This window comes from Sulfitobacter sp. 1A12056, assembly GCF_043558125.1.
GTDB lineage: Bacteria > Pseudomonadota > Alphaproteobacteria > Rhodobacterales > Rhodobacteraceae > Sulfitobacter > Sulfitobacter faviae.
In genome coordinates this window covers 1-18,476 of record NZ_JBIFFY010000012.1, presented here as the reverse complement: position 1 = coordinate 18,476, position 18,476 = coordinate 1, and the positions used below count along the sequence as shown (strand labels likewise).

Below are 18,476 nucleotides of genomic sequence, written 5' to 3'. Positions count from 1 at the left end.
TGATAAAAGCTTTGCGACTCGATGTGAAAACCCGCCCTGATTTTGCCCATCGCGCCCTTGACCTTCAAACCTGAATCCGCCCACACTGCTTTTCATTGAGCAGGGGAAACCCTGCACAAGATCGCTTTCGGCGTCATCTGGCGTCGGATTAACCGCCAGTGAACGTGGCGGACTATCAGGAAGAGGTAAAAATGAAAAAAACCGTAATTTTTGGCGCGCTGACCGTTGCTGGCCTTGCGGCCGGTGCTGCTGGTGCCGCCACGCTTGATGACGTCAAAGCCCGTGGCAAGCTGAACTGTGGCGTGACCACCGGCCTTGCTGGCTTTGCCGCGCCGAACGCCAACGGCGAATGGGAAGGTTTCGACGTGGCCGTGTGCCGTGCCGTTGCCGCCGCCGTTCTGGGCGACAAGAACGCCGTGGAATTCGTGCCGACAACCGGCAAAACCCGCTTCACCGCGCTGGCCTCGGGCGAGATCGACTTCCTCGCACGGAACACCACATGGACCTTCAGCCGTGACACCGACCTGAAGTTCGACTTCATCGGCGTGAACTACTACGACGGTCAGGGCTTCATGGTCCCGAAAGCGCTTGGCGTTTCCTCGGCCAAGGATCTGGACGGCGCGACCGTCTGCATCCAGACCGGCACCACAACCGAGCTGAACCTCGCGGACTTCTTCCGCAAGAACAACATCAGCTACGAGCCCGTCCCGGTTGAAACCAACGCCGAAGGCCAGCAGCAGTACCTTGCCGGTGCCTGCGACACCTACACCACCGACGCATCGGGCCTTGCCGCGACACGCGCGACCTTCGAAAACCCCGATGAGCACGTGCTGCTGCCCGAGATCATCTCGAAAGAGCCGCTGGGCCCGCTGGTCCGTCACGGCGACAACGACTGGGGCGACATCACCCGCTGGGTGCTGAACGCGCTGATCGCTGCCGAAGAACTGGGCATCACCTCGGCCAACATCGAAGAGATGACCGGCAACACCAACAACCCCGAAGTTGCCCGCCTCTTGGGCACCGAAGGCACGCTGGGTGAGATGATCGGCCTCGACGCCGACTGGGCCAAGCGCGCCATCATGGCCGAAGGCAACTACGGTGAGATCTTTGCCAAGAACATCGGGGAAGAGACACCGATCGGTCTGGCACGCGGGCTGAACGCCCAGTGGACAGACGGTGGCCTGCTCTACGCACCGCCCTTCCGCTAAATCGCGAAGCGAGGGGCGCAGGAGTTCCTGCGCCCCTTGCGCCTCTGGCCGGTGGGGCTGCCTGCCTCTGGTCAACAAAAGCTCCCTACTGACAAGAAGAACGGTCAAAAAACGACTGACGAAACCCCAACGAGACAATAAAAACCCACGATCGAGATAAATCGATCTACGACCAAAAATGATTCGGCCAAGGTGCGCCAAATGCACCGATAAAAAACAAGCCGGAACACAGGGATACATACATGACGACATTCTCCGACCCTCCCAAGGCGTCGTTCCGGCCATCTATGCTGTTGAGCGATACCCGCTATCGGTCGATCACCTTTCAGGTGATCGCGCTGGCGCTGCTGGTCACGGCGATCTGGTATCTGGGATCGAACCTTGCCGCGAACCTGCGCGCCGCCGGTTTGAACATCTCTTTCCAGTTCCTCGGCAATCCGGCGGGCTATGACATCAACCAGACGCTGATCCCCTATACCAGCCAATCGTCGAACCTTCAGGCGGCTTGGGTCGGGATCATCAACACGCTGCTGGTGTCCTTCCTTGCCTGTGTCACGGCCACGATCTTTGGCGTCATCGCCGGGGTTCTGCGCCTGTCGAACAACTGGCTGGTCCGCAAGCTCATGGCGGGCTACGTCGAGATTTTCCGCAACATCCCGGTGCTGATCTGGATCCTGATCATCTACACCATCATGACCGCCGCCATGCCCGCGCCTTCGGCCTTCCGCGGTGACGATCCGGCCTCGACCATGATGCTGGGCTCTTTCGCCTTTACCAACCGGGGCGTCTATATTCCCGGGCCGGTCTGGGGGCCGGGGTCGATGATCGTGGTGGCGACCTTTGTCGCCTCGGTGATCGGCGTCTTTGCCTACCGCCGCTATGCGACCAAGCTGCTTTATGACACCGGTCGCCTGCTGCCGATGCTTTGGCCTTCGGTCGCGATCCTGTTGCTGCCGACGATCATCATGTTCTTCATCATGGGCATGCCGATCGGGCTCGACTACCCCGCGCTGAAGGGCTTCAACTTCCGCGGCGGCATCCAGATCGGCGCGCCGCTGATCGCGCTGTGGTTCGCCTTGTCGATCTACACCGGTGCCTTCATTGCCGAGAACGTCCGCGCCGGCATTCAAGCGGTCAGCAAGGGCCAGTCCGAAGCCGCCGCAGCCTTGGGCCTCCGGTCGGGCCGGATCATGAACCTTGTGGTGCTGCCGCAGGCGCTGCGCGTCATCATCCCGCCGCTCATCTCGAACTACCTCAACATCACCAAGAACTCCTCGCTGGCGATCCTCGTGGGCTATGCCGACATCACCGCGACGCTGGGCGGGATCACCCTGAACCAGACCGGGCGGGCGATCGAATGCGTGGTTCTTCTGATGCTCTTCTACCTCGTCATCTCGCTGGGCATCTCCATGGTGATGAACGTCTACAACAACGCAACGAAGCTGAAGGAGCGTTAAGCCATGTCAGACACACATGCTGAATCCATCGCCTTCGTGCGTGAAACCTCGCTGCCGCCTGCGGCCCCGCCGGATAAGGTCGGCGGCCCGCTGAAATGGGTGAAGGACAACCTTTTCCCGACATGGGCGAATGCGATCCTGACGATTGTAGCGCTCTATTTCCTCTATCTTCTGGTCTCCGGCTCTCTGCCCTGGCTGTTGAACGGCGTCTGGTCGGCAAGCAGCCTGTCGGAATGTCGTGAGATTCTGGACGGCGCGACCGGGGCCTGTTTCTCGGTGCTGAGCGAGCGTTGGCATCAACTGCTCTTCGGCTTCAAATATCCCAGCGATCAATACTGGCGTCCCACCCTCGCGCTGGTGCTGCTGTTCCTTGCCGCCGCACCCGTGCTCTTCATCGACCTGCCGCGCAAGTTGCTGCTTTTCACCGGCGTCTACCCGTTCCTTGCCTTCTGGCTGATCTGGGGCGGGCCGATCTGGGGGCCGATCTTCGCGCTCTTGGGCGTTGTGGCGGGCTATGTCGTCTATAGCCGTCTGGTGCAGAAAAGCTTTGCCATGGCGCTGGCGGGCGGCGTCGTCGCTGCGGTGATCCTCTGGTATCTCGGTGGCTTCATTGGCGAGGCGCTGCGCCCTGCCTCGCCGCTGCTGCAAGCGATCCCCAGCCGTGACCTTGGTGGTTTCATGCTTAACATGATGCTGGGCATCACCTGCGTGTCGCTGTCGCTGCCCATCGGCATTGCGCTGGCGCTTGGCCGTCAGTCCCACCTGCCGATCGTCAAGGGCATCTGCGTGGTCTTCATCGAATTCGTCCGCGGCGTGCCGCTGATCACGCTGCTATTCGTGGCGAACGTGATGCTGGCATATTTCTTCCCGCCGGGTTCGGGGGTGGACCTCTTCATCCGCGTGGTGATCATGATCACCATGTTCTCCTCGGCCTATATCGCCGAGGTGATCCGGGGTGGCCTCGCCGCGCTGCCGAAGGGCCAGTATGAAGCCGCTGACAGCTTGGGCCTCGACTACCCGCAGGCCATGCGGCTGATCATCCTGCCGCAGGCGCTGAAGATCTCGATCCCGGGCATCGTCAATATCGCGGTGGGCCTGTTTAAGGACACCACGCTGGTCTCGGTGATCTCGCTGTTTGACATCATCGGCATGATCCGCGGCCCGATCCTCGCCTCGACCGACTGGAACGGCGTCTACTGGGAGCTTTTCCTCTTTGCTTCCGTGCTGTTCTTCATCGTCTGCTACGGCATTTCTCAATACTCGCAGTGGCTGGAACGCCGTCTTGCGACTGACCATCGTTAAGGGAGGGTTCTCGCATGGCTGAGACCGCACAAATGAAAGTATCCGACGAAGTCGCGATCCGCATCGACAACATGAACAAGTGGTACGGGGCTTTCCACGTGCTGCGCGACATCAACCTGACCGTGCATCGGGGCGAGCGGATCGTGATCTGCGGGCCTTCGGGTTCGGGCAAGTCGACGCTGATCCGTTGCATCAATGCGCTGGAAGAGCATCAGAAGGGCACCATTGAGGTCGATGGCACGCTGCTAAGCTCGGACCTCAAGAACATCGACAAGATCCGCTCAGAGGTCGGCATGTGCTTCCAGCACTTCAACCTCTTCCCGCATCTGACGATCCTTGAGAACTGCACGCTGGCGCCGATCTGGGTCCGCAAGACGCCCAAGAAGGAAGCCGAAGAAACGGCGATGCATTTCCTTGAAAAGGTGAAAATCCCCGATCAGGCCAATAAGTATCCCGGCCAGCTTTCGGGCGGCCAGCAGCAGCGTGTGGCAATTGCCCGTTCGCTCTGCATGCGCCCGCGGGTCATGCTGTTCGATGAGCCGACATCGGCGCTCGACCCCGAGATGATCAAAGAGGTGCTCGACACGATGATCGAGCTTGCCGAAGAGGGCATGACCATGCTCTGCGTGACCCATGAGATGGGCTTTGCCCGTCAGGTGGCGAACCGCGTGATCTTCATGGACGAAGGCCAGATCGTTGAACAGAACGAGCCTGAGGCTTTCTTCAACAACCCGCAAAGCCCGCGCACGCAGCTGTTCCTGAGCCAGATTCTCGGGCACTGAACCGGGCAAATCGGACCAAGGTCAAACCTGCGCCCCGGCCATTCGGTCGGGGCGCTTGCGTTTCAAACCAGTTGTTTCGGGACGGTGAAGGCGTGCAGCAGGCCGCTGCTGGGGGCGACATCGGCCCAGCTTTCAACCGCGAAATCCATCACCGTCGTCGCGCCCGAGGGATAGCGATCAAAGGCTTCCTGCGTGGGCGGCTGCTGCAACAGCCCTACGGCGGCAGCGGCGATGCCGGGGTTATGCGCCACCAGCAGCAGGGTGTTGCCCGTGCCGCGCTGGCGCAGGCTGGTGATGATCTGATCAGGCTCGGCGAGGTAGAGTTCGCGCAGGTACTCCACCTGACAACCCTCAGGCAGCGCCAAGCGGGCGCAGGTTTCGCGGGTGCGGGCCGCCGTTGAGCAGAGCACCGCATCAGGCAGCAGCGCCTCTGCGCGCAGCCAATTGCCAAGGGCTTGGGCCGCCCCGCGCCCGCGGGCGTTCAGGGGGCGGTCGTGGTCGCCGGTCCCATGGGACCAGTCCGATTTCGCGTGTCGCATCAGGATCAGGCGGCGCATGTCGTTCCTTTCACTGCTCGACCCATCATAGGCGCGAAGCAGGGGCAGGGGGCAAGCGCTTTGGGCCTAGCCCTTGCGAATGATGCTGCCCGCGCCGTGTTCGGTGAAGAGCTCCAACAGGCAGGCATTGGGCGCGCGCCCGTCGAGGATGACCGCCGCCCGCACACCGCCTTCGAGCGCGTCCAGCGCGGTTTGCACCTTGGGAATCATCCCGCCCGCAATGGTGCCATCGGCGATCATCTCGTTGATCTGGCTCGCCGTCAGGTCAGTCACAACCTCGCCCTTGCCGTCCTTGACGCCCGCCACATCCGTCAGCAGCAGCAAGCGGTCGGCCTCCAGCGCGCCCGCGATGGCGCCAGCGGCGGTGTCGCCGTTGATGTTATAGGTCTCCCCCCCGCGGCCCATGCCGAGCGGCGCGATGACAGGAATGATGCCCTTGTCGGCAAAGTCCCGCAGGATGCGCGGGTTGACCTGTGTCGGATTGCCCACGAGGCCCAGAGCGGGGTCTTCGGGGTCGCAAACGATCAAGCCGCTGTCTTTGCCCGAGACACCGACCGCGCGGCCGCCCTGCTCCGAGATCGCCTGCACGATCCGCGCGTTGACGAGGCCCGAGAGCACCATCTCAACCACTTCCATGGTCGCGGCATCGGTCACCCGTTTGCCGTTCACGAATTCAGACTTGATGTTCAACCGCGCCAGCATGTCGTTGATCATTGGGCCGCCGCCATGGACGATCACCGGGTTCACCCCCACCTGCCGCATCAGCGCGACATCGCGGGCAAATTCATCCATCGCTTCGTCGCTGCCCATCGCATGGCCGCCCAGTTTGATGACCACTGTGGCATCGGCGTAGCGTTGCAAAAAGGGCAGAGCCTGGCTGAGGGTTTGGGCGGTGGCGATCCAGTCGCGGTTCATGTCTTGCGTTCTCATCTGTTGACCCATGGGAAGCCGATAGCGGCGGGAGGTGCTATACCAGCGTGGCGATGATGGCACGCAGCGTAGGGATGCCCCAGCCCTTTTCCGAAGATGTCACGACAATCTCCGGGTAGGCGGCGGGGTGTTTGCTCAGCGCGTCCTTCACCTGCGTCAGGATCTTCTCACGCTCGGCCTCTTTGACCTTGTCGGCTTTGGTCAGCACGACCTGAAAGGTCACGGCGGAACTGTCGAGCAGAGACATGATCTCATTGTCGACCTTCTTCACACCATGGCGCGCGTCGATCAGCACGAAAGCGCGGCGCAGGGTCTGGCGGCCCGAGAGGTATTGTTTCAGCAGGCGCTGCCATTTCTCGACCACCGGTAGCGGCGCATTGGCATAGCCATAGCCCGGCAGGTCGACGAGGTAGTGCTCTTCCCCGGCGGTAAAAAAGTTAATCTCTTGCGTCCGGCCCGGCGTGTTCGACGCCCGTGCCAGCGCTTTCATCCCTGTCAGCGCGTTGATCAGCGTCGATTTCCCGACGTTGGAGCGCCCGGCAAAGCAGACCTCCATCCGGTCGGGGGGCGGCAACCCATCCATCGCCACCACGCCTTTGACGAATGTCGTCTCCCCGGCGAAAAGCATCCGGCCCTTCTCGGCGCTCGGGGCGTCGGGCTCTTCGGCGATGGTGTAGTTCACTTGCATCAGATCAGCTCCAGTTCGTCGCCCACGGCGATCTCTCCGCCCTTGGTGACGGTCAGGGTAACACCGAAATCCCGGTGACCCAATTGGTCGAGTGCGGCGAGCGTGTCCACGTCGCGCGCGCCGGTGTCGGTGTTTACGGTGGTGGCAAGGCAGCGGGTGATGCGTTTGGAGACATGCAGCCGTGCTTCGCCGATTTTCAAGTCACGCCCCAGCCAGTCGAACTCGGCCCAAGGGGCGGCGCCGTCAAACCAGATGTTGCCGCGCCAGCGGGCGGTTTGCAGCGGGGCTGCTGCCAAGTCTTCGACGGCGCGATGGGAGGTGAGGCTGTTAAGCGACAGCGTTGGCTCCGCGCTGTCGGTATAGCCACGGCCATCGAGACGCAGGATATCCACTGGAGCGGCGCGGCCTTCGGTCACGAGCGGGCGCACCCAGTCGAGGAAAGCCGCCTGTTCGCGATCCGGGTGGAAGGTGATTTCGCCGCGCGTTGGGTGGCGCAGGCTGAGCATCTCAGTCGTCTCATCCAGCTTGGCCGTGATCGCCTGCAACTGCGGCGAAGAGGCCCCCCGGGTGAAATTCAAACACCGCGCCCAGTCTCCCGGCGCGGCTTTGGAGGCATCATGGGCCACGGCCCAGAGCCGGTCATAGGGCATGGATTGCCCCGCGCGCAGGGTCACACGCTCAACCGTCTCGCGGCCATGGGCCTTGAGCGGATGCCGGTTGAGCGCGGTGACCTGCATCACTTTTTCGACTTGCCCGATTTGGGCTTGGCATCCGCATTGGCGGCAGCGCTCTTGGGCGTGCGTTTGAAGCCGCCTTTGATATTGCCCCAGAGGTCAGGTTTGTACCCCTGGCTGCGCATGATCAGATATTGCTGGGTGAAGGTGATCGTGTTGTTGGCGATCCAGTACACCACCAAGCCGCTCGCGAAACCGCCCAGCATGAACATGAAGACCCAAGGCATCCATGCAAAGATCATCTGCTGTGTCGGGTCGGTGGGCGCCGGGTTCAGCTTTTGCTGCAAGAACATGGAGATACCCAAGAGCAGCGGCAGGATGCCGATGAAGATCAGCGCCAGCATCGAACCCGGCTCGGGCGCGGCATAGGGCAAGAGACCCCAGAGGTTCATGATCGAGGTGGGATCGGGCGCGCTGAGGTCTTGGAACGGGCCAAAGAAGGGGGCATGGCGCAGCTCGATCGTGACGAAAATCACCTTGTAGAGCGAGAAGAAGATCGGGATTTGCAGCAGGATTGGCAGGCAGCCCGCCGCTGGGTTCACCTTGTTCTTCTTATAGAGCTCCATCATGCCCTGCTGCATCTTCTGCCGGTCGTCGCCCGCTTCTTTCTTCAGCTTTTCCATCTCGGGCTGAAGTTCTTTCATCCGCGCCATGGAGACGTAGGATTTGTACGCCAGCGGGAAAAGGACCGCCTTGATCAGCAGGGTCAGGCCGATGATGGCGACACCCATGTTGCCGATAAGTTTGTTCAGCTCATGCAGCAGCCAGAAGATCGGCTTGGTCAGGAAGAAGAACCAGCCCCAGTCGATGCTGTCGATGAATTTGGCGACGCCGGAAGATTGGTAATCCTGAAGGGTTTCCCATTCCTTGGCACCGGCGAAAAACTTGCTGGAGGTGCTCACGCTTTCGCCTGCCGCGACCGAGCGGGTGGGCTGGCGGGTGAAGGCGCGGTAGGTGTCCGCGCGCGGGTCATAGGTGAGCGCCTGTTCAAAGGTTTCGCCCGCGTCGGGGATCAGCACCGCCTGCCAATAGTGATCGGTAAAGCCGACCCAGCCCTCGGTGACGCCTTCGGTGACCACGGCGGGGCGGCCCCAGGTGCTGTTCACATCGGCTTCGGCGATATCGTCCCAATCGACTTCGGCAAGTTCACCATTGGCCATGGCCACGGCGCCTTCATGCAGGATGAAGAAGCTTTTCAGGTCTTCGGGCAGCCCGTGCTGCGCGATCATGCCGAAGGGGGCGAGGTTCACCGCGCCTTCGCCGTTGTTGGTCACGCTCTGGGTGATGTCGAACATATATTGGTCATCGACCGAGATGGTGCGGGTAAAGACCTGCCCGGCGCCATTGTCCCAAGTGAGGGTCACGGGGCTGTCGACGTCTAGCGTTTCGCCCGCGCTCAGGGTCCAAAGCGTGTCGACACCCGGCACGGCATCGGGGGCGAGGCCCGAACCGGCGGCCCAACCGTGCAGCGCATAGTAAGCATCGCTCGACCCTTCGGGGGAGAGCAGGGTCACGATTTCGGCATCCGCGTCGAGCGTGGTTTGGTAATCGTTCAATTTCAGATCGTCGATCCGACCGCCCATAAGCGAGATGGAGCCGCTTACCTTGTCGGTCGCGATTGCCACGCGGGGCGCTGCCGCCAGTGCCGCGCGGCGGCCTTCGGGGGCGGCGCCTTCGCCATCTTCCGTGCCGGGCGCGGCCGCGGTATCGGCGGTGGAGGCGGGAGCCGAAGTGCCTTCGACAGTCTCGCTGATCTCACTGCCGGGTTCCAATGCCGGGTCGGCTTCAGGGGGCGGGAACAGAAGGAACCACACGAGGATGACGGCAAAGCTGAGCGCCGTGGCAAGGATGAGATTCTTGTTCTGTTCGTCCATGGGGACCGCCACCTGATGTCTTTGAATATCACGGGGGTTCAACAGAGTGCGGGGCCAAAGGTCAAGTGGAATCGGGCGGGATGAAGGGGGATGCAGGGTGGTTTTGGTCCATCTGGCATGGGTTTTGCGAAGTTTCGCCGGGGGCGGTTGCGGGGGAGCGGTGGCCCCGGCATTGAGCGAGGCAGGGGGCGGAGGGCGCGACCGTACTTCGGGGTGCGGGGTGTTCTCCTCTGCCTCAGACCTCTTCGCCAGTCGCGACCTCCGTCGCTTAATACCCCCGGGCCCGGGCTAAGCACAGAGCCCGCTAGGTGGCACGCCCATTCATGATGCGCGGCACGTCTTGCAGTTTCGCGTTGTGGCGGGCGATCCAATCGAGTGTTTGTTCAAAGGGCATGGGGCGGGCGATGCCGAATCCCTGCACATGGTCGCAGCCGAGTTGGGCGAGCAAGACATGCTCCCCCACCGTTTCCACCCCTTCGGCGAGGGTCTCAATGCCCAGTCGTTCGGCCATGGTGAGAATGGCGCTGATCATGCGCTGTTGGTCGGGGTCGCGGTCGGCTTTCATGACGAAAGAGCGGTCAATCTTGATCCGGCTGACGAAAAAGCGGCGGATGGATGCGATGGAGGCATGGCCCGTGCCGAAGTCGTCAAGATCGATGCGGCATCCGAGCTTGCGCAGGGCGTTGATATTGCGGGTGATCACATCGTCGGCAGTTGAGGCGACGACGGTTTCCAGCACTTCGATCGCGAGCCGGTCGGGGGACAGGTCGAACCGGTCCAGCTCCCAAGTGATTTTGTCGATGAGCCGGGGGTTGGCAAGTTCACCTCCGGCGAAATTCACCCCGATCTGCGGCACCACGGTGCCGGACCCATCCCAGGCTTTGAGGGCCGCGAAAGAGTGGTACATCATGACTTCGGCCAAACGCTCCAACAGACCGGCCTCTTCGACGGCGGGCAGGAAATCCGATGGTGGGATCATGCCCTGTACCGGATGGTTCCAGCGCGCCAAGGCTTCAAAGCCGGTGATCTGGCCTGTGTCGGTTGAGATTTGCGGCTGGAACCAGGGTTGTATTTGGCCACTGTCTAAGGCCTGCGCGACCTCTTCGCGCAGTTCGGCGCGGCTTTCGGTTTCCCGGCGCATCTGGTCGGAAAAGGCGCGAATGGAGGAGGGGCCGCGCCGCTGCGCACTGCGCAGGGCGGTGGCAGCGGCGGCAAGCCATGCGGCGGCATCCCCGCCCGGGGTGCGGGTGTTAAGGCAAAAGCCGACGGAGGCCGTGAGGTAGATCGTAACCCCATCGACGAAAAACGGTTCTTCCAAAGCGGATTGTAGCCGCCCGGCCAGTTGAATGCAGAGTTCAAGGTCAAGCTGCCGTACAGGGGCCGTGCAGACGGCGAACCGCGCCTCTCCCATCTTGCCGATGAGATCATCGTCGCGCAGGGCTCCTTGCAATCGTTCGCCGCTTTGCCGCAGGACCGTGTCGGCGGCGGTCTGACCGTGGCGTTCGAAGATTTGGTCAAGCCCTTCGAGCGCAATGAAACATGTGGCCGACAAACGCCCCCGAGATTGGGCGGTTTGAAAAACTTGTTCGGCCAACTCCTCAAAAGCGCTGCGCTGTAGGATGCCGCCGCGCGCGTCTTGGGGGGGCTGAGAATTCCCGCCAAAGCGCTGCCTCGCAAGAAAAAGAAGCGGCAGCGCAGCGGAGGCGGCGATCAGGGCCATTTCGCCGCCGATCCAAAAGGCCAGCAGCGTCAGCGCGGGGAAGAAGGCCAAAGCAGCCTGACCGCTGAGCAAAGCGGCGAACGACTGGCGCAGTTGCGTGAGCCCGGAAAGCCGGTGAATTGCCATCGCGATATCCCTTCCCAATACGCGCAATGCCTGCGCTGACGGGGGAGGGATATCGCCTTTAGGGTGTGCTGTGGGTTAACAGAACCCGCTTTTTTGCGGATTGTTATCTAAAATTGTTCTTGCTCCGTACCCTCAACGTTCCGCATGAGCCCGGCGAAGTCAAAAAGCTTGGGATCCAGCAGGTGGGAGGGGCGGGCGTTCATCAGCGCGCGGAACATGACTTGCCGACGACCCGGGCTATTGGCCTCCCACCCGTCGAGAATCGCCTTCACCTGCTGCCGCTGAAGCCCGTCCTGCGAGCCGCAGAGATCGCAGGGAATGATCGGGTAGTTCATCGCCGTGGCAAAACGCTCGCAATCGCTTTCCGCGACATGGGCGAGGGGGCGGTAGACAAAAAGATCGCCTTCTTCGTTAACCAATTTGGGCGGCATGGTTGCCAGTCGACCGCCATGGAAAAGGTTCATAAAAAAGGTTTCGAGGATGTCGTCGCGGTGATGCCCCAGCACCACGGCAGAGCAGCCCTCCTCCCGCGCGATCCGGTAGAGATTGCCCCGGCGCAGGCGGGAGCAGAGCGCGCAGAAGGTGCGCCCGGCGGGGACCTTGTCCATCACGATTGAATAGGTGTCTTGATATTCGATGCGATGCGGGACGCCCATCTTTTCAAGAAATTCCGGCAGCACGGTCGCCGGGAAATTTGGCTGCCCCTGATCGAGGTTGCAGGCCAAAAGCTCCACCGGCAGCAGGCCGCGCCATTGCAGCTCGTGCAGAACCGCCAGCAGGGTATAGCTGTCTTTGCCGCCTGACAGGCAGACCAGCCATTTCGGCTTGGGTGCGCCTTGGGCGGTCGGCTCAACCATGCCGTATTGATCAATCGCCTCGCGGGTCATGCGTACGATGCGTTTGCGCAGTTTCTTGAACTCGGTGCTTTGCGGTGCACCGGCAAAGAGGGGGTGAATCTCGTCGGTTTCGTCCAGCATCGTCGGTCTCTCACTATCAGCTTGGCTTCACCTAGGGCATTTTGCCCCTTTGCCGCAAGCTCGGTGCTAATCGGGAACGTTATCGATCCCGCTTTGCCCCCAAGGGTGGCAGCGCGCGATCCGGCGGGCGGCCAGCCATCCGCCCCGTAGCCCGCCGTGTTTTTGCAAGGCTTCCAGCGCATAGGCGCTGCAGGTGGGCTGATAGCGGCAGTTATGCCCGACCCATGGGCTGAAGATCAGCCGATAGCCGCGCACCGGCAGGGCAAGAAGCGCGGCCAGGGGAGTCATTTTCGGACCCCATGCAGGATATCCAGCGCGCGGGCCAGATCGGCGAGCAACTGATCAAAGGGCAGGGTGGCTGTCGCCTCGCGCCGCCCGACAAAGACATAGTCCATGCCCGCGCGCCCGGCCTGCGGCAGGGTGAGCCGCGCGATCTCGCGCAGGCGGCGCTTGGCGCGGTTGCGGGCCACGGCATTGCCGACCTTCCTGGAACAGGTGAATCCCACGCGAATGGGCGCCGCGCTGGGCTCATCCTCCCGGCGGGGTCGCATTTGTAGAATGAAGCCGGGGGTGGCCACGCGTTTGGCGCGGCTGGCACGTTGGAAATCAGCCCGTTTGGTCAGGGTCTCCAGACGCAGGGAAACCGCCGGGGCAGGGTTCCCCTTCGTGGCGCAAGTGCCATTCAAGGGCGCCTCCGGCGGTGTCATATTCTGGTTCCGAAGATCGAGGGCGCTTATGCGCTCAGCGATTTCCGGCCCTGTGCGCGGCGTGCGTTGATGATCTTACGGCCGGCTTTGGTGGCCATGCGCGCGCGGAAACCATGGCGCCGCTTGCGCACGAGGTTCGAGGGTTGAAAGGTGCGTTTCATCGCTCCGTCTCCATCTAAAGCTGGCTGGGCACGGAATCACTTGAAGGTTCCACCGCGGCCAGCGTCAATTCAAGCCCGTCCTCTAATGCGGCGTGACGCGCAAGTCAAACCCCCTGATAGGGAAAAACCGCGCTTTGCAACAAAATGCCGGTTTGCGGGGCCGGAATTGTTTCAGTTCACCCCGTAACTTTGCAAAATCGCCCTTTCCCGCACAAGTCCCATCAAGCGCGCGTGAGGAGCCTGTTCCCGCGCCCCGCTTCACGCCATCATTGAGGAAAGCGAAATTGGTCTGATGCAGGCCCAAGGAAGTGTGAAAATGAGCCGCAATGACCAAAGTAAACCCGCGCTGATGCGCTATCTGCCCCTTGCGCTGATCGCCGTCGTCGCAGCCATCGGGGCCTTTACCCTGCGCGATTACCTGAGTTTCGACGCGCTGCGCGACAATCGCGAGGCGCTGATCGCCTTTCGCGACAGCAACTACCTGCTGACCGCGCTTGTCTTTGTCGCCGCCTATGTGGTGATCGTGGCTTTCTCCCTGCCGGGGGCCACGGCGGCCACTTTGACGGGCGGTTTCCTCTTCGGGCTGTTTCCGGGCGTGCTTTATAACGTCAGTGCTGCGACCTTGGGCGCGGTGGTGATCTTTCTGGCCGCGCAATGGGGCCTTGGCGCACGGTTGAAAGAGCGGATGGACGCCTCTGAGGGCATGGTGCGCAAGATCAAGGCGGGGATCGACGACAACCAGTGGTCGATGCTCTTCTTTATCCGGCTGGTGCCGGTGGTGCCCTTCTTTGTCGCGAATCTGCTGCCGGCCTTTCTCGGTGTGCCGCTGTTTCGCTTCGTGATCTCGACGTTTTTCGGGATCATGCCGGGGGCCTTGGTCTTTACCTCGGTGGGCGCAGGGCTAGGTGCGGTTTTCGCCCGGGGTGAGTCGCCCGACCTTGGGATTATTTTCGAGCCTCATATTTTATTGCCCATTCTGGGTCTTTGCGTGCTGTCGCTGCTGCCCGTGGCGATCAAGACATTTACCGGTAAGAAGGATCTGCTGAAATGACCAACCGTATCAAGACCGACGTTCTGATCATCGGCGCAGGCTCTGGCGGGTTGTCGGTGGCAGCGGGGGCCGTGAAGATGGGCGCGGATGTGACCCTGCTGGAAGGGCACAAGATGGGCGGCGATTGCCTGAACTATGGCTGCGTGCCCTCGAAGGCGCTGATCAAGACCGGCAAGGCCGCCTATACCCAGCAACACAGCGCGCAATACGGGGTGGAGGCTGCCGCCGGGGTGGTGGATTACGCTGCCGCCAAGGATCACGTGGCCGATGTCATCTCGCAAATCGCGCCGGTCGATTCGGTTGAGCGGTTCGAGGGCTTGGGCGTGCGGGTGATCCGCGAGTACGGGCGTTTCATTTCCGATAAAGAGGTGCAGGCGGGCGATACTATCATAACCGCGCGGCGCATCGTCGTGGCCACCGGCTCCTCTCCGCTGGTGCCGCCGATTCCGGGGCTGGAGGATGTGCCCTATGAGACGAACGAGACCCTCTTTGATCTGCGCGAGAAGCCCGAGCATCTGATTATCATCGGGGGCGGCCCTATCGGCATCGAGATGGCGCAGGCCCATGTGCGGATGGGCTGCAAGGTCACCGTGATCGAAGGCAGTCGCGCGCTTGGCAAGGATGACCCCGAATTGTCCGAGGTGGTGTTGCAGACCATGCGGGACGAGGGGGTGGTTTTCGAGGAAGGCAGCGATGCGGCCAAGGTCAGCGGTGCGGCGGGGGCGATCACGGTCGAGACCAAGGATGGCCGCGTGATCAAGGGCTCGCATTTGCTGATGGCCGTGGGGCGCAAGAGCAACATCGACCGGCTCGATCTGGATAAGGCAGGAGTGGAGACCACCAAGGCAGGCATCAAGGTCGACGACAGCCTGCGCAGCAGCAACCGCCGGGTCTATGCCATCGGCGATGTGGCAGGCGGGCTGCAATTTACCCATGTGGCGGGCTATCATGCCGGGGTGGTGATCCGCTCGATCCTCTTTGGTCTGCCGAGCAAGACGAAGCTGCACCATATCCCATGGGTCACCTATGCCGCGCCGGAGCTGGCGCAGGTGGGGCTGACCGAAGCGCAGGCGCGCGAAGAGCATGGCGACAAGCTGGAGGTCGTGCGGTTCCACTATAACCACAACGACCGCGCGATTGCCGAGCGTCAGACCAAAGGGTTCATCAAAGTCATGGTGGTCAAGGGCCGCCCGGTTGGCGCCAGCATCGTCGGCCATCAGGCGGGCGAATTGATCACCCTGTGGTCGCTTGCGCTGGTCAATAAGATGAAGATGAGCCAGATTGCTGCTATGGTTGCCCCTTACCCCACGATCTCGGAGATTAACAAACGCGCGGCGGGGGCCTATTTCAGCCCGCGCCTGTTCGAAAGCGCTCTGGTCAAAACGGTGGTGCGCGCCGTGCAGCGCCTCTTGCCCTGAGATCGCCCATGATCCACTCGCTTTCTGGCCGCCTGCTGATCCTCACCACCATCTTTGTGATGCTGGCCGAAGTGCTGATCTTTGTCCCCTCCATCGCGCGGTTCCGCGAGGAATATATGCTGACCCGGTTGGAGCGGGCGCAGATCGCCTCGCTGGCGCTTTTGGCCGACGATATGCTCGACCCGGAGTTGGAAGAGGAGCTGCTGCGCAACGCCGAGGTGTTCAACGTGGTGCTGCGCCGGGATGAGGCGCGGCAATTGGTGCTGGCGTCGCCCATGCCGCGCATGGTGTCGCAGACCTATGATTTGCGCGATGCCTCGGCGACGATCTTGATCCGCGATGCGATGCTGCGGCTGTTCCGCCCGGGGAATGAGGTGGTCCGCGTGATCGGCGCGCCGGTGCGCGAAGCGGGGCTGCTGATTGAGGTCACGATGGAGACAGCGCCCATGCGTGTCGCCATGCTCGACTACGGGATTCGCATCCTCATCCTTTCGGCGGTGATCTCGGTCATCACGGCGGTGCTTTTGTTCTTTGCCATGCGGGCCTTGCTGCTGAAACCGATCAAACGGGTGGCGGGGCATATGCAGCGCTATGCCGCCGCACCCGAAGATGCGCGGCGGATCATTGAACCCTCCGCCAGCGTGACCGAATTGCGCGAGGCCGAAGAGGCGCTTCAGAAGCTGCAAACCGACCTCACGCAGGCGCTCAAACAGAAAGAGCGTTTGGCCCAATTGGGCAGCGCCGTCAGCAAGATCAGCCATGATCTGCGCAACATCCTCACCTCTGCCCAGCTGTTCACCGACCGGATCGAAATGTCCGAAGACCCGACCGTGAAGCGCATGGCGCCCAAGCTTGTGGGGTCGATCACCCGGGCGGTGCACCTATGCGAATCGACGCTGGCCTTCGGCAAGGCCGAAGAGCCGGGGCCGACGCTGACGCTCATGCCGCTCGAAGAACTGGTGGAAGAGGTCATAGACGGCGAACGCCTTGCCGATCCCGAAAGCATCGTGCGCTTTGCCGCTGATATTCCCGCGAATCTCACCGTGCGTGCGGATCCTGAACAAATGTACCGCGTGCTGGCAAATCTCATGCGTAACGCCCGGCAGGCGATCACCGCCACCGGCAAACCGGGCGAAGTCTATCTGCGGGCCGAGGATATGGGCGAAGCATGGTGCATCACCGTCAGCGATACCGGCCCCGGCCTGCCGCCCAAGGCGCGGGAGCATCTCTTCACCGCCTTCCAGGGCGGGGCGCGCAAGGGTGGCTCCGGTTTGGGGCTGGTAATCGCCTCCGAACTGGTGCGTGGCCACGGTGGCAGCCTCGCGCTGCGCAGCAGCGGGCCGGAAGGTACGGCTTTTGACATAACACTCCCCAAGGGGGACGGCGCCCTGTAGATTTTTGAAGAAAATTGCATTTCCTTGAAACGAGGGCTTGCAACTCCCCGGGGCTAAGACTAAACCCCCGCTCAGTGGACCGATAGCTCAGCTGGATAGAGTACCTGACTACGAATCAGGGGGTCGGGGGTTCGAATCCTCCTCGGTCCGCCACTACCCAAAATTGAAGAACACGGCCCTTTCGGGGCGTCTTATCCGTCTCGCGGCGGGTTGTAGAAGCCCGTGTCGCGGTAGGGCTGGTCAAAGGCGTGGTCCAGCAGTTCCAGATGGTCTTGGCCGTAATACATGTCACCATTCAGAAAATAGCTGGGCGAGCCAAAGATGCCGCGGGCAATGGCCTCTTCGGTGTTTTGCGCGTGGATTGCCTGCACATCCTCTTCCATCGCCCGTGCGATCAGCCCGTCGCAATCGGGATCGACCGTTTCAGTCGCGCGGCGCAGATGCTCGGGATTCGCGAGGTCGATATCATCGCGCCAATGGGCCTGAAGAATCGCGAAAGAAAGCGCGTCGACATCCCGCCCTGCCTGAGCGGCGGCGATCAGGTAGCCGTTTGCAAGGTTCAGCGGGTTGTCGTGGTGGGTCGGGCGGTGGTTGAGAATCTCCAGCCCGCGATACTGCGCCCAACGCTCAATCTCTCGTCCAAAGAAATAGTCGATGTAATGGGGCGTGAAACCGCGGAAATGGCTGACACGGCCTGAGGCGATCACGGGGTTGAGGTCAAAGGGGCGATGCATCAGCCGCGCACCGCGGGCCGTGCAAATCTCCAAGAGCTTGCGATGCCCCAGATAGGCGTAGGCGGAATGGGCGGAATAGAAATATTCAATGGTGTCCAAGGTCGGCTCCCTCCGGTTTTGCCAGCATCATGGCGGAAACCGACGGGGAGACAAGGACGGGGGCCGAGAGCCGAGTGCGGAATCGCGGGGGTGCCCGTAGCGGGGCGTTTCTAGCCGCGCTGACGCCTCAATACCGGCGGTTATGCAATCTGTTCGCGCGGGGGCGGGGGGCGATTGCGCGGACCTTTCGAGGCTGGGGGCGTTGCTTGGCCATGAATGCCAGTGCCGCCACCGCGGCAATGATCAGGATCAAGAGTTCGTAAGTCCACATGAGCCATTCCTCCTAGGGCATGTTCATAAGGTTAACCTTAGCTATGCCCGATGGGTTCCGTCTTGGCCGGGATGGTGGCGGCCTTTGGCCGGGGCCGCAAGTCAAAAAGGCCGCCGCATTTTTGCGACGGCCTTCTTTCGGCAGTGCCCGCTCCGGGCGTCAGCCCATCTGCCGCACCACGGCCATGGTGGCGATGGCAGGCAGGGTCAGGGTAATCCCCCCATTTTTATGGGGGCTCGATCGTAGAACTTACGCAGCCATTCTCAATTTCTGGGCGGGGGTCATC

The 18,476-nt window shown here is 61.9% G+C and carries 18 protein-coding genes and 1 tRNA gene; 8 read left to right on the top strand and 11 right to left on the bottom strand.

Annotation, left to right across the window (positions count from 1 at the left end; genetic code table 11):
- Positions 1–191 precede the first annotated feature (191 nt).
- From ACGYLD_RS16735 to ACGYLD_RS16720, 4 genes are all read left to right on the top strand, one after another.
- The gene (locus ACGYLD_RS16735) at positions 192–1,208 is read left to right on the top strand and encodes an amino acid ABC transporter substrate-binding protein (RefSeq protein WP_209218372.1); all 1,017 of its coding nucleotides are present in this window, start codon (positions 192–194) and stop codon (positions 1,206–1,208) included.
- A 242-nt stretch (positions 1,209–1,450) separates the two neighbouring features.
- On the top strand, positions 1,451–2,665 hold the full coding sequence (locus ACGYLD_RS16730; protein WP_067263100.1) for an amino acid ABC transporter permease: 1,215 nt from the start codon (positions 1,451–1,453) through the stop codon (positions 2,663–2,665).
- A 3-nt stretch (positions 2,666–2,668) separates the two neighbouring features.
- Positions 2,669–3,967, top strand: a complete 1,299-nt coding sequence (locus ACGYLD_RS16725) for an amino acid ABC transporter permease (RefSeq protein WP_394403265.1) — start codon at positions 2,669–2,671, stop codon at positions 3,965–3,967.
- A gap of 14 nt (positions 3,968–3,981) precedes the next feature.
- The gene (locus ACGYLD_RS16720; protein WP_067263096.1) at positions 3,982–4,749 is read left to right on the top strand and encodes an amino acid ABC transporter ATP-binding protein; all 768 of its coding nucleotides are present in this window, start codon (positions 3,982–3,984) and stop codon (positions 4,747–4,749) included.
- 62 nt (positions 4,750–4,811) lie between these two features.
- On the opposite strand, the gene ACGYLD_RS16715 is transcribed toward ACGYLD_RS16720, so the two are convergent.
- From ACGYLD_RS16715 to rpmH, 10 genes are all read right to left on the bottom strand, one after another.
- Positions 4,812–5,306 (bottom strand): SixA phosphatase family protein, encoded by a 495-nt coding sequence (locus ACGYLD_RS16715; protein ID WP_394403263.1) that lies wholly within the window; start codon positions 5,304–5,306, stop codon positions 4,812–4,814.
- 66 nt (positions 5,307–5,372) lie between these two features.
- Positions 5,373–6,236 carry an acetylglutamate kinase gene (gene argB / locus ACGYLD_RS16710; protein WP_322328378.1) on the bottom strand — a complete coding sequence of 288 codons (864 nt, stop codon included), beginning with the start codon at positions 6,234–6,236 and terminating at the stop codon, positions 5,373–5,375.
- 37 nt (positions 6,237–6,273) lie between these two features.
- A complete protein-coding gene (gene yihA / locus ACGYLD_RS16705) occupies positions 6,274–6,924 on the bottom strand; it encodes a ribosome biogenesis GTP-binding protein YihA/YsxC (protein WP_093927124.1) in 651 nt (216 codons plus the stop codon).
- Positions 6,924–7,661 (bottom strand): MOSC domain-containing protein, encoded by a 738-nt coding sequence (locus ACGYLD_RS16700; RefSeq protein ID WP_394403261.1) that lies wholly within the window; start codon positions 7,659–7,661, stop codon positions 6,924–6,926. The genes yihA and ACGYLD_RS16700 overlap by 1 nt, the downstream gene beginning before the upstream one ends.
- Complete coding sequence (yidC, locus tag ACGYLD_RS16695; protein ID WP_394403259.1) at positions 7,661–9,532, bottom strand: membrane protein insertase YidC; 1,872 nt, start codon at positions 9,530–9,532, stop codon at positions 7,661–7,663. Before yidC ends, ACGYLD_RS16700 begins: the two co-directional genes overlap by 1 nt.
- Positions 9,533–9,836: 304 nt before the next feature.
- Positions 9,837–11,378, bottom strand: a complete 1,542-nt coding sequence (locus tag ACGYLD_RS16690; RefSeq protein WP_394403257.1) for a putative bifunctional diguanylate cyclase/phosphodiesterase — start codon at positions 11,376–11,378, stop codon at positions 9,837–9,839.
- Between the two features lie 107 nt (positions 11,379–11,485).
- Entirely contained in the window at positions 11,486–12,355 is an 870-nt protein-coding gene (ttcA, locus tag ACGYLD_RS16685) for a tRNA 2-thiocytidine(32) synthetase TtcA (protein WP_067267458.1), read from the bottom strand.
- 66 nt (positions 12,356–12,421) lie between these two features.
- Positions 12,422–12,643, bottom strand: coding sequence for a membrane protein insertion efficiency factor YidD (gene yidD / locus ACGYLD_RS16680; protein ID WP_067267460.1), 222 nt, complete (start codon positions 12,641–12,643; stop codon positions 12,422–12,424).
- Positions 12,640–13,062, bottom strand: coding sequence for a ribonuclease P protein component (gene rnpA, locus ACGYLD_RS16675; RefSeq protein WP_271692987.1), 423 nt, complete (start codon positions 13,060–13,062; stop codon positions 12,640–12,642). Before rnpA ends, yidD begins: the two co-directional genes overlap by 4 nt.
- Positions 13,063–13,088: 26 nt before the next feature.
- On the bottom strand, positions 13,089–13,223 hold the full coding sequence (rpmH, locus tag ACGYLD_RS16670) for a 50S ribosomal protein L34 (protein ID WP_007118882.1): 135 nt from the start codon (positions 13,221–13,223) through the stop codon (positions 13,089–13,091).
- A gap of 316 nt (positions 13,224–13,539) precedes the next feature.
- Between rpmH and ACGYLD_RS16665 the strand changes: the two genes are divergently transcribed.
- The 4 genes from ACGYLD_RS16665 to ACGYLD_RS16650 all read left to right on the top strand — a co-directional run bounded on the left by ACGYLD_RS16665 (position 13,540) and on the right by ACGYLD_RS16650 (position 17,239).
- Positions 13,540–14,274 (top strand): TVP38/TMEM64 family protein, encoded by a 735-nt coding sequence (locus tag ACGYLD_RS16665; protein ID WP_271692988.1) that lies wholly within the window; start codon positions 13,540–13,542, stop codon positions 14,272–14,274.
- The gene (locus ACGYLD_RS16660) at positions 14,271–15,692 is read left to right on the top strand and encodes a dihydrolipoyl dehydrogenase family protein (protein WP_394403255.1); all 1,422 of its coding nucleotides are present in this window, start codon (positions 14,271–14,273) and stop codon (positions 15,690–15,692) included. Before ACGYLD_RS16665 ends, ACGYLD_RS16660 begins: the two co-directional genes overlap by 4 nt.
- Before the next feature lie 8 nt (positions 15,693–15,700).
- Positions 15,701–17,086: a HAMP domain-containing sensor histidine kinase gene (locus ACGYLD_RS16655; RefSeq protein ID WP_271692990.1), complete on the top strand. Its 1,386-nt coding sequence runs from the start codon at positions 15,701–15,703 to the stop codon at positions 17,084–17,086.
- A gap of 76 nt (positions 17,087–17,162) precedes the next feature.
- Positions 17,163–17,239, top strand: a tRNA-Arg gene (locus ACGYLD_RS16650).
- Between the two features lie 38 nt (positions 17,240–17,277).
- Here the strand turns inward: ACGYLD_RS16650 and ACGYLD_RS16645 are convergent.
- Positions 17,278–17,919, bottom strand: coding sequence for a 2-hydroxychromene-2-carboxylate isomerase (locus ACGYLD_RS16645; protein ID WP_271692991.1), 642 nt, complete (start codon positions 17,917–17,919; stop codon positions 17,278–17,280).
- Between the last annotated feature and the right edge of the window lie 557 nt (positions 17,920–18,476).

Bases quoted from the DNA above. Each gene is read 5' to 3' on its own strand.
- ACGYLD_RS16735 (WP_209218372.1), top strand. From the start codon at position 192: ATGAAAAAAACCGTAATTTTTGGCGCGCTGACCGTTGCTGGCCTTGCG.
- ACGYLD_RS16730 (WP_067263100.1), top strand. From the start codon at position 1,451: ATGACGACATTCTCCGACCCTCCCAAGGCGTCGTTCCGGCCATCTATG.
- ACGYLD_RS16725 (WP_394403265.1), top strand. From the start codon at position 2,669: ATGTCAGACACACATGCTGAATCCATCGCCTTCGTGCGTGAAACCTCG.
- ACGYLD_RS16720 (WP_067263096.1), top strand. From the start codon at position 3,982: ATGGCTGAGACCGCACAAATGAAAGTATCCGACGAAGTCGCGATCCGC.
- ACGYLD_RS16715 (WP_394403263.1), bottom strand. From the start codon at position 5,306: ATGCGCCGCCTGATCCTGATGCGACACGCGAAATCGGACTGGTCCCAT.
- argB (WP_322328378.1), bottom strand. From the start codon at position 6,236: ATGAGAACGCAAGACATGAACCGCGACTGGATCGCCACCGCCCAAACC.
- yihA (WP_093927124.1), bottom strand. From the start codon at position 6,924: ATGCAAGTGAACTACACCATCGCCGAAGAGCCCGACGCCCCGAGCGCC.
- ACGYLD_RS16700 (WP_394403261.1), bottom strand. From the start codon at position 7,661: ATGCAGGTCACCGCGCTCAACCGGCATCCGCTCAAGGCCCATGGCCGC.
- yidC (WP_394403259.1), bottom strand. From the start codon at position 9,532: ATGGACGAACAGAACAAGAATCTCATCCTTGCCACGGCGCTCAGCTTT.
- ACGYLD_RS16690 (WP_394403257.1), bottom strand. From the start codon at position 11,378: ATGGCAATTCACCGGCTTTCCGGGCTCACGCAACTGCGCCAGTCGTTC.
- ttcA (WP_067267458.1), bottom strand. From the start codon at position 12,355: ATGCTGGACGAAACCGACGAGATTCACCCCCTCTTTGCCGGTGCACCG.
- yidD (WP_067267460.1), bottom strand. From the start codon at position 12,643: ATGACTCCCCTGGCCGCGCTTCTTGCCCTGCCGGTGCGCGGCTATCGG.
- rnpA (WP_271692987.1), bottom strand. From the start codon at position 13,062: ATGACACCGCCGGAGGCGCCCTTGAATGGCACTTGCGCCACGAAGGGG.
- rpmH (WP_007118882.1), bottom strand. From the start codon at position 13,223: ATGAAACGCACCTTTCAACCCTCGAACCTCGTGCGCAAGCGGCGCCAT.
- ACGYLD_RS16665 (WP_271692988.1), top strand. From the start codon at position 13,540: ATGAGCCGCAATGACCAAAGTAAACCCGCGCTGATGCGCTATCTGCCC.
- ACGYLD_RS16660 (WP_394403255.1), top strand. From the start codon at position 14,271: ATGACCAACCGTATCAAGACCGACGTTCTGATCATCGGCGCAGGCTCT.
- ACGYLD_RS16655 (WP_271692990.1), top strand. From the start codon at position 15,701: ATGATCCACTCGCTTTCTGGCCGCCTGCTGATCCTCACCACCATCTTT.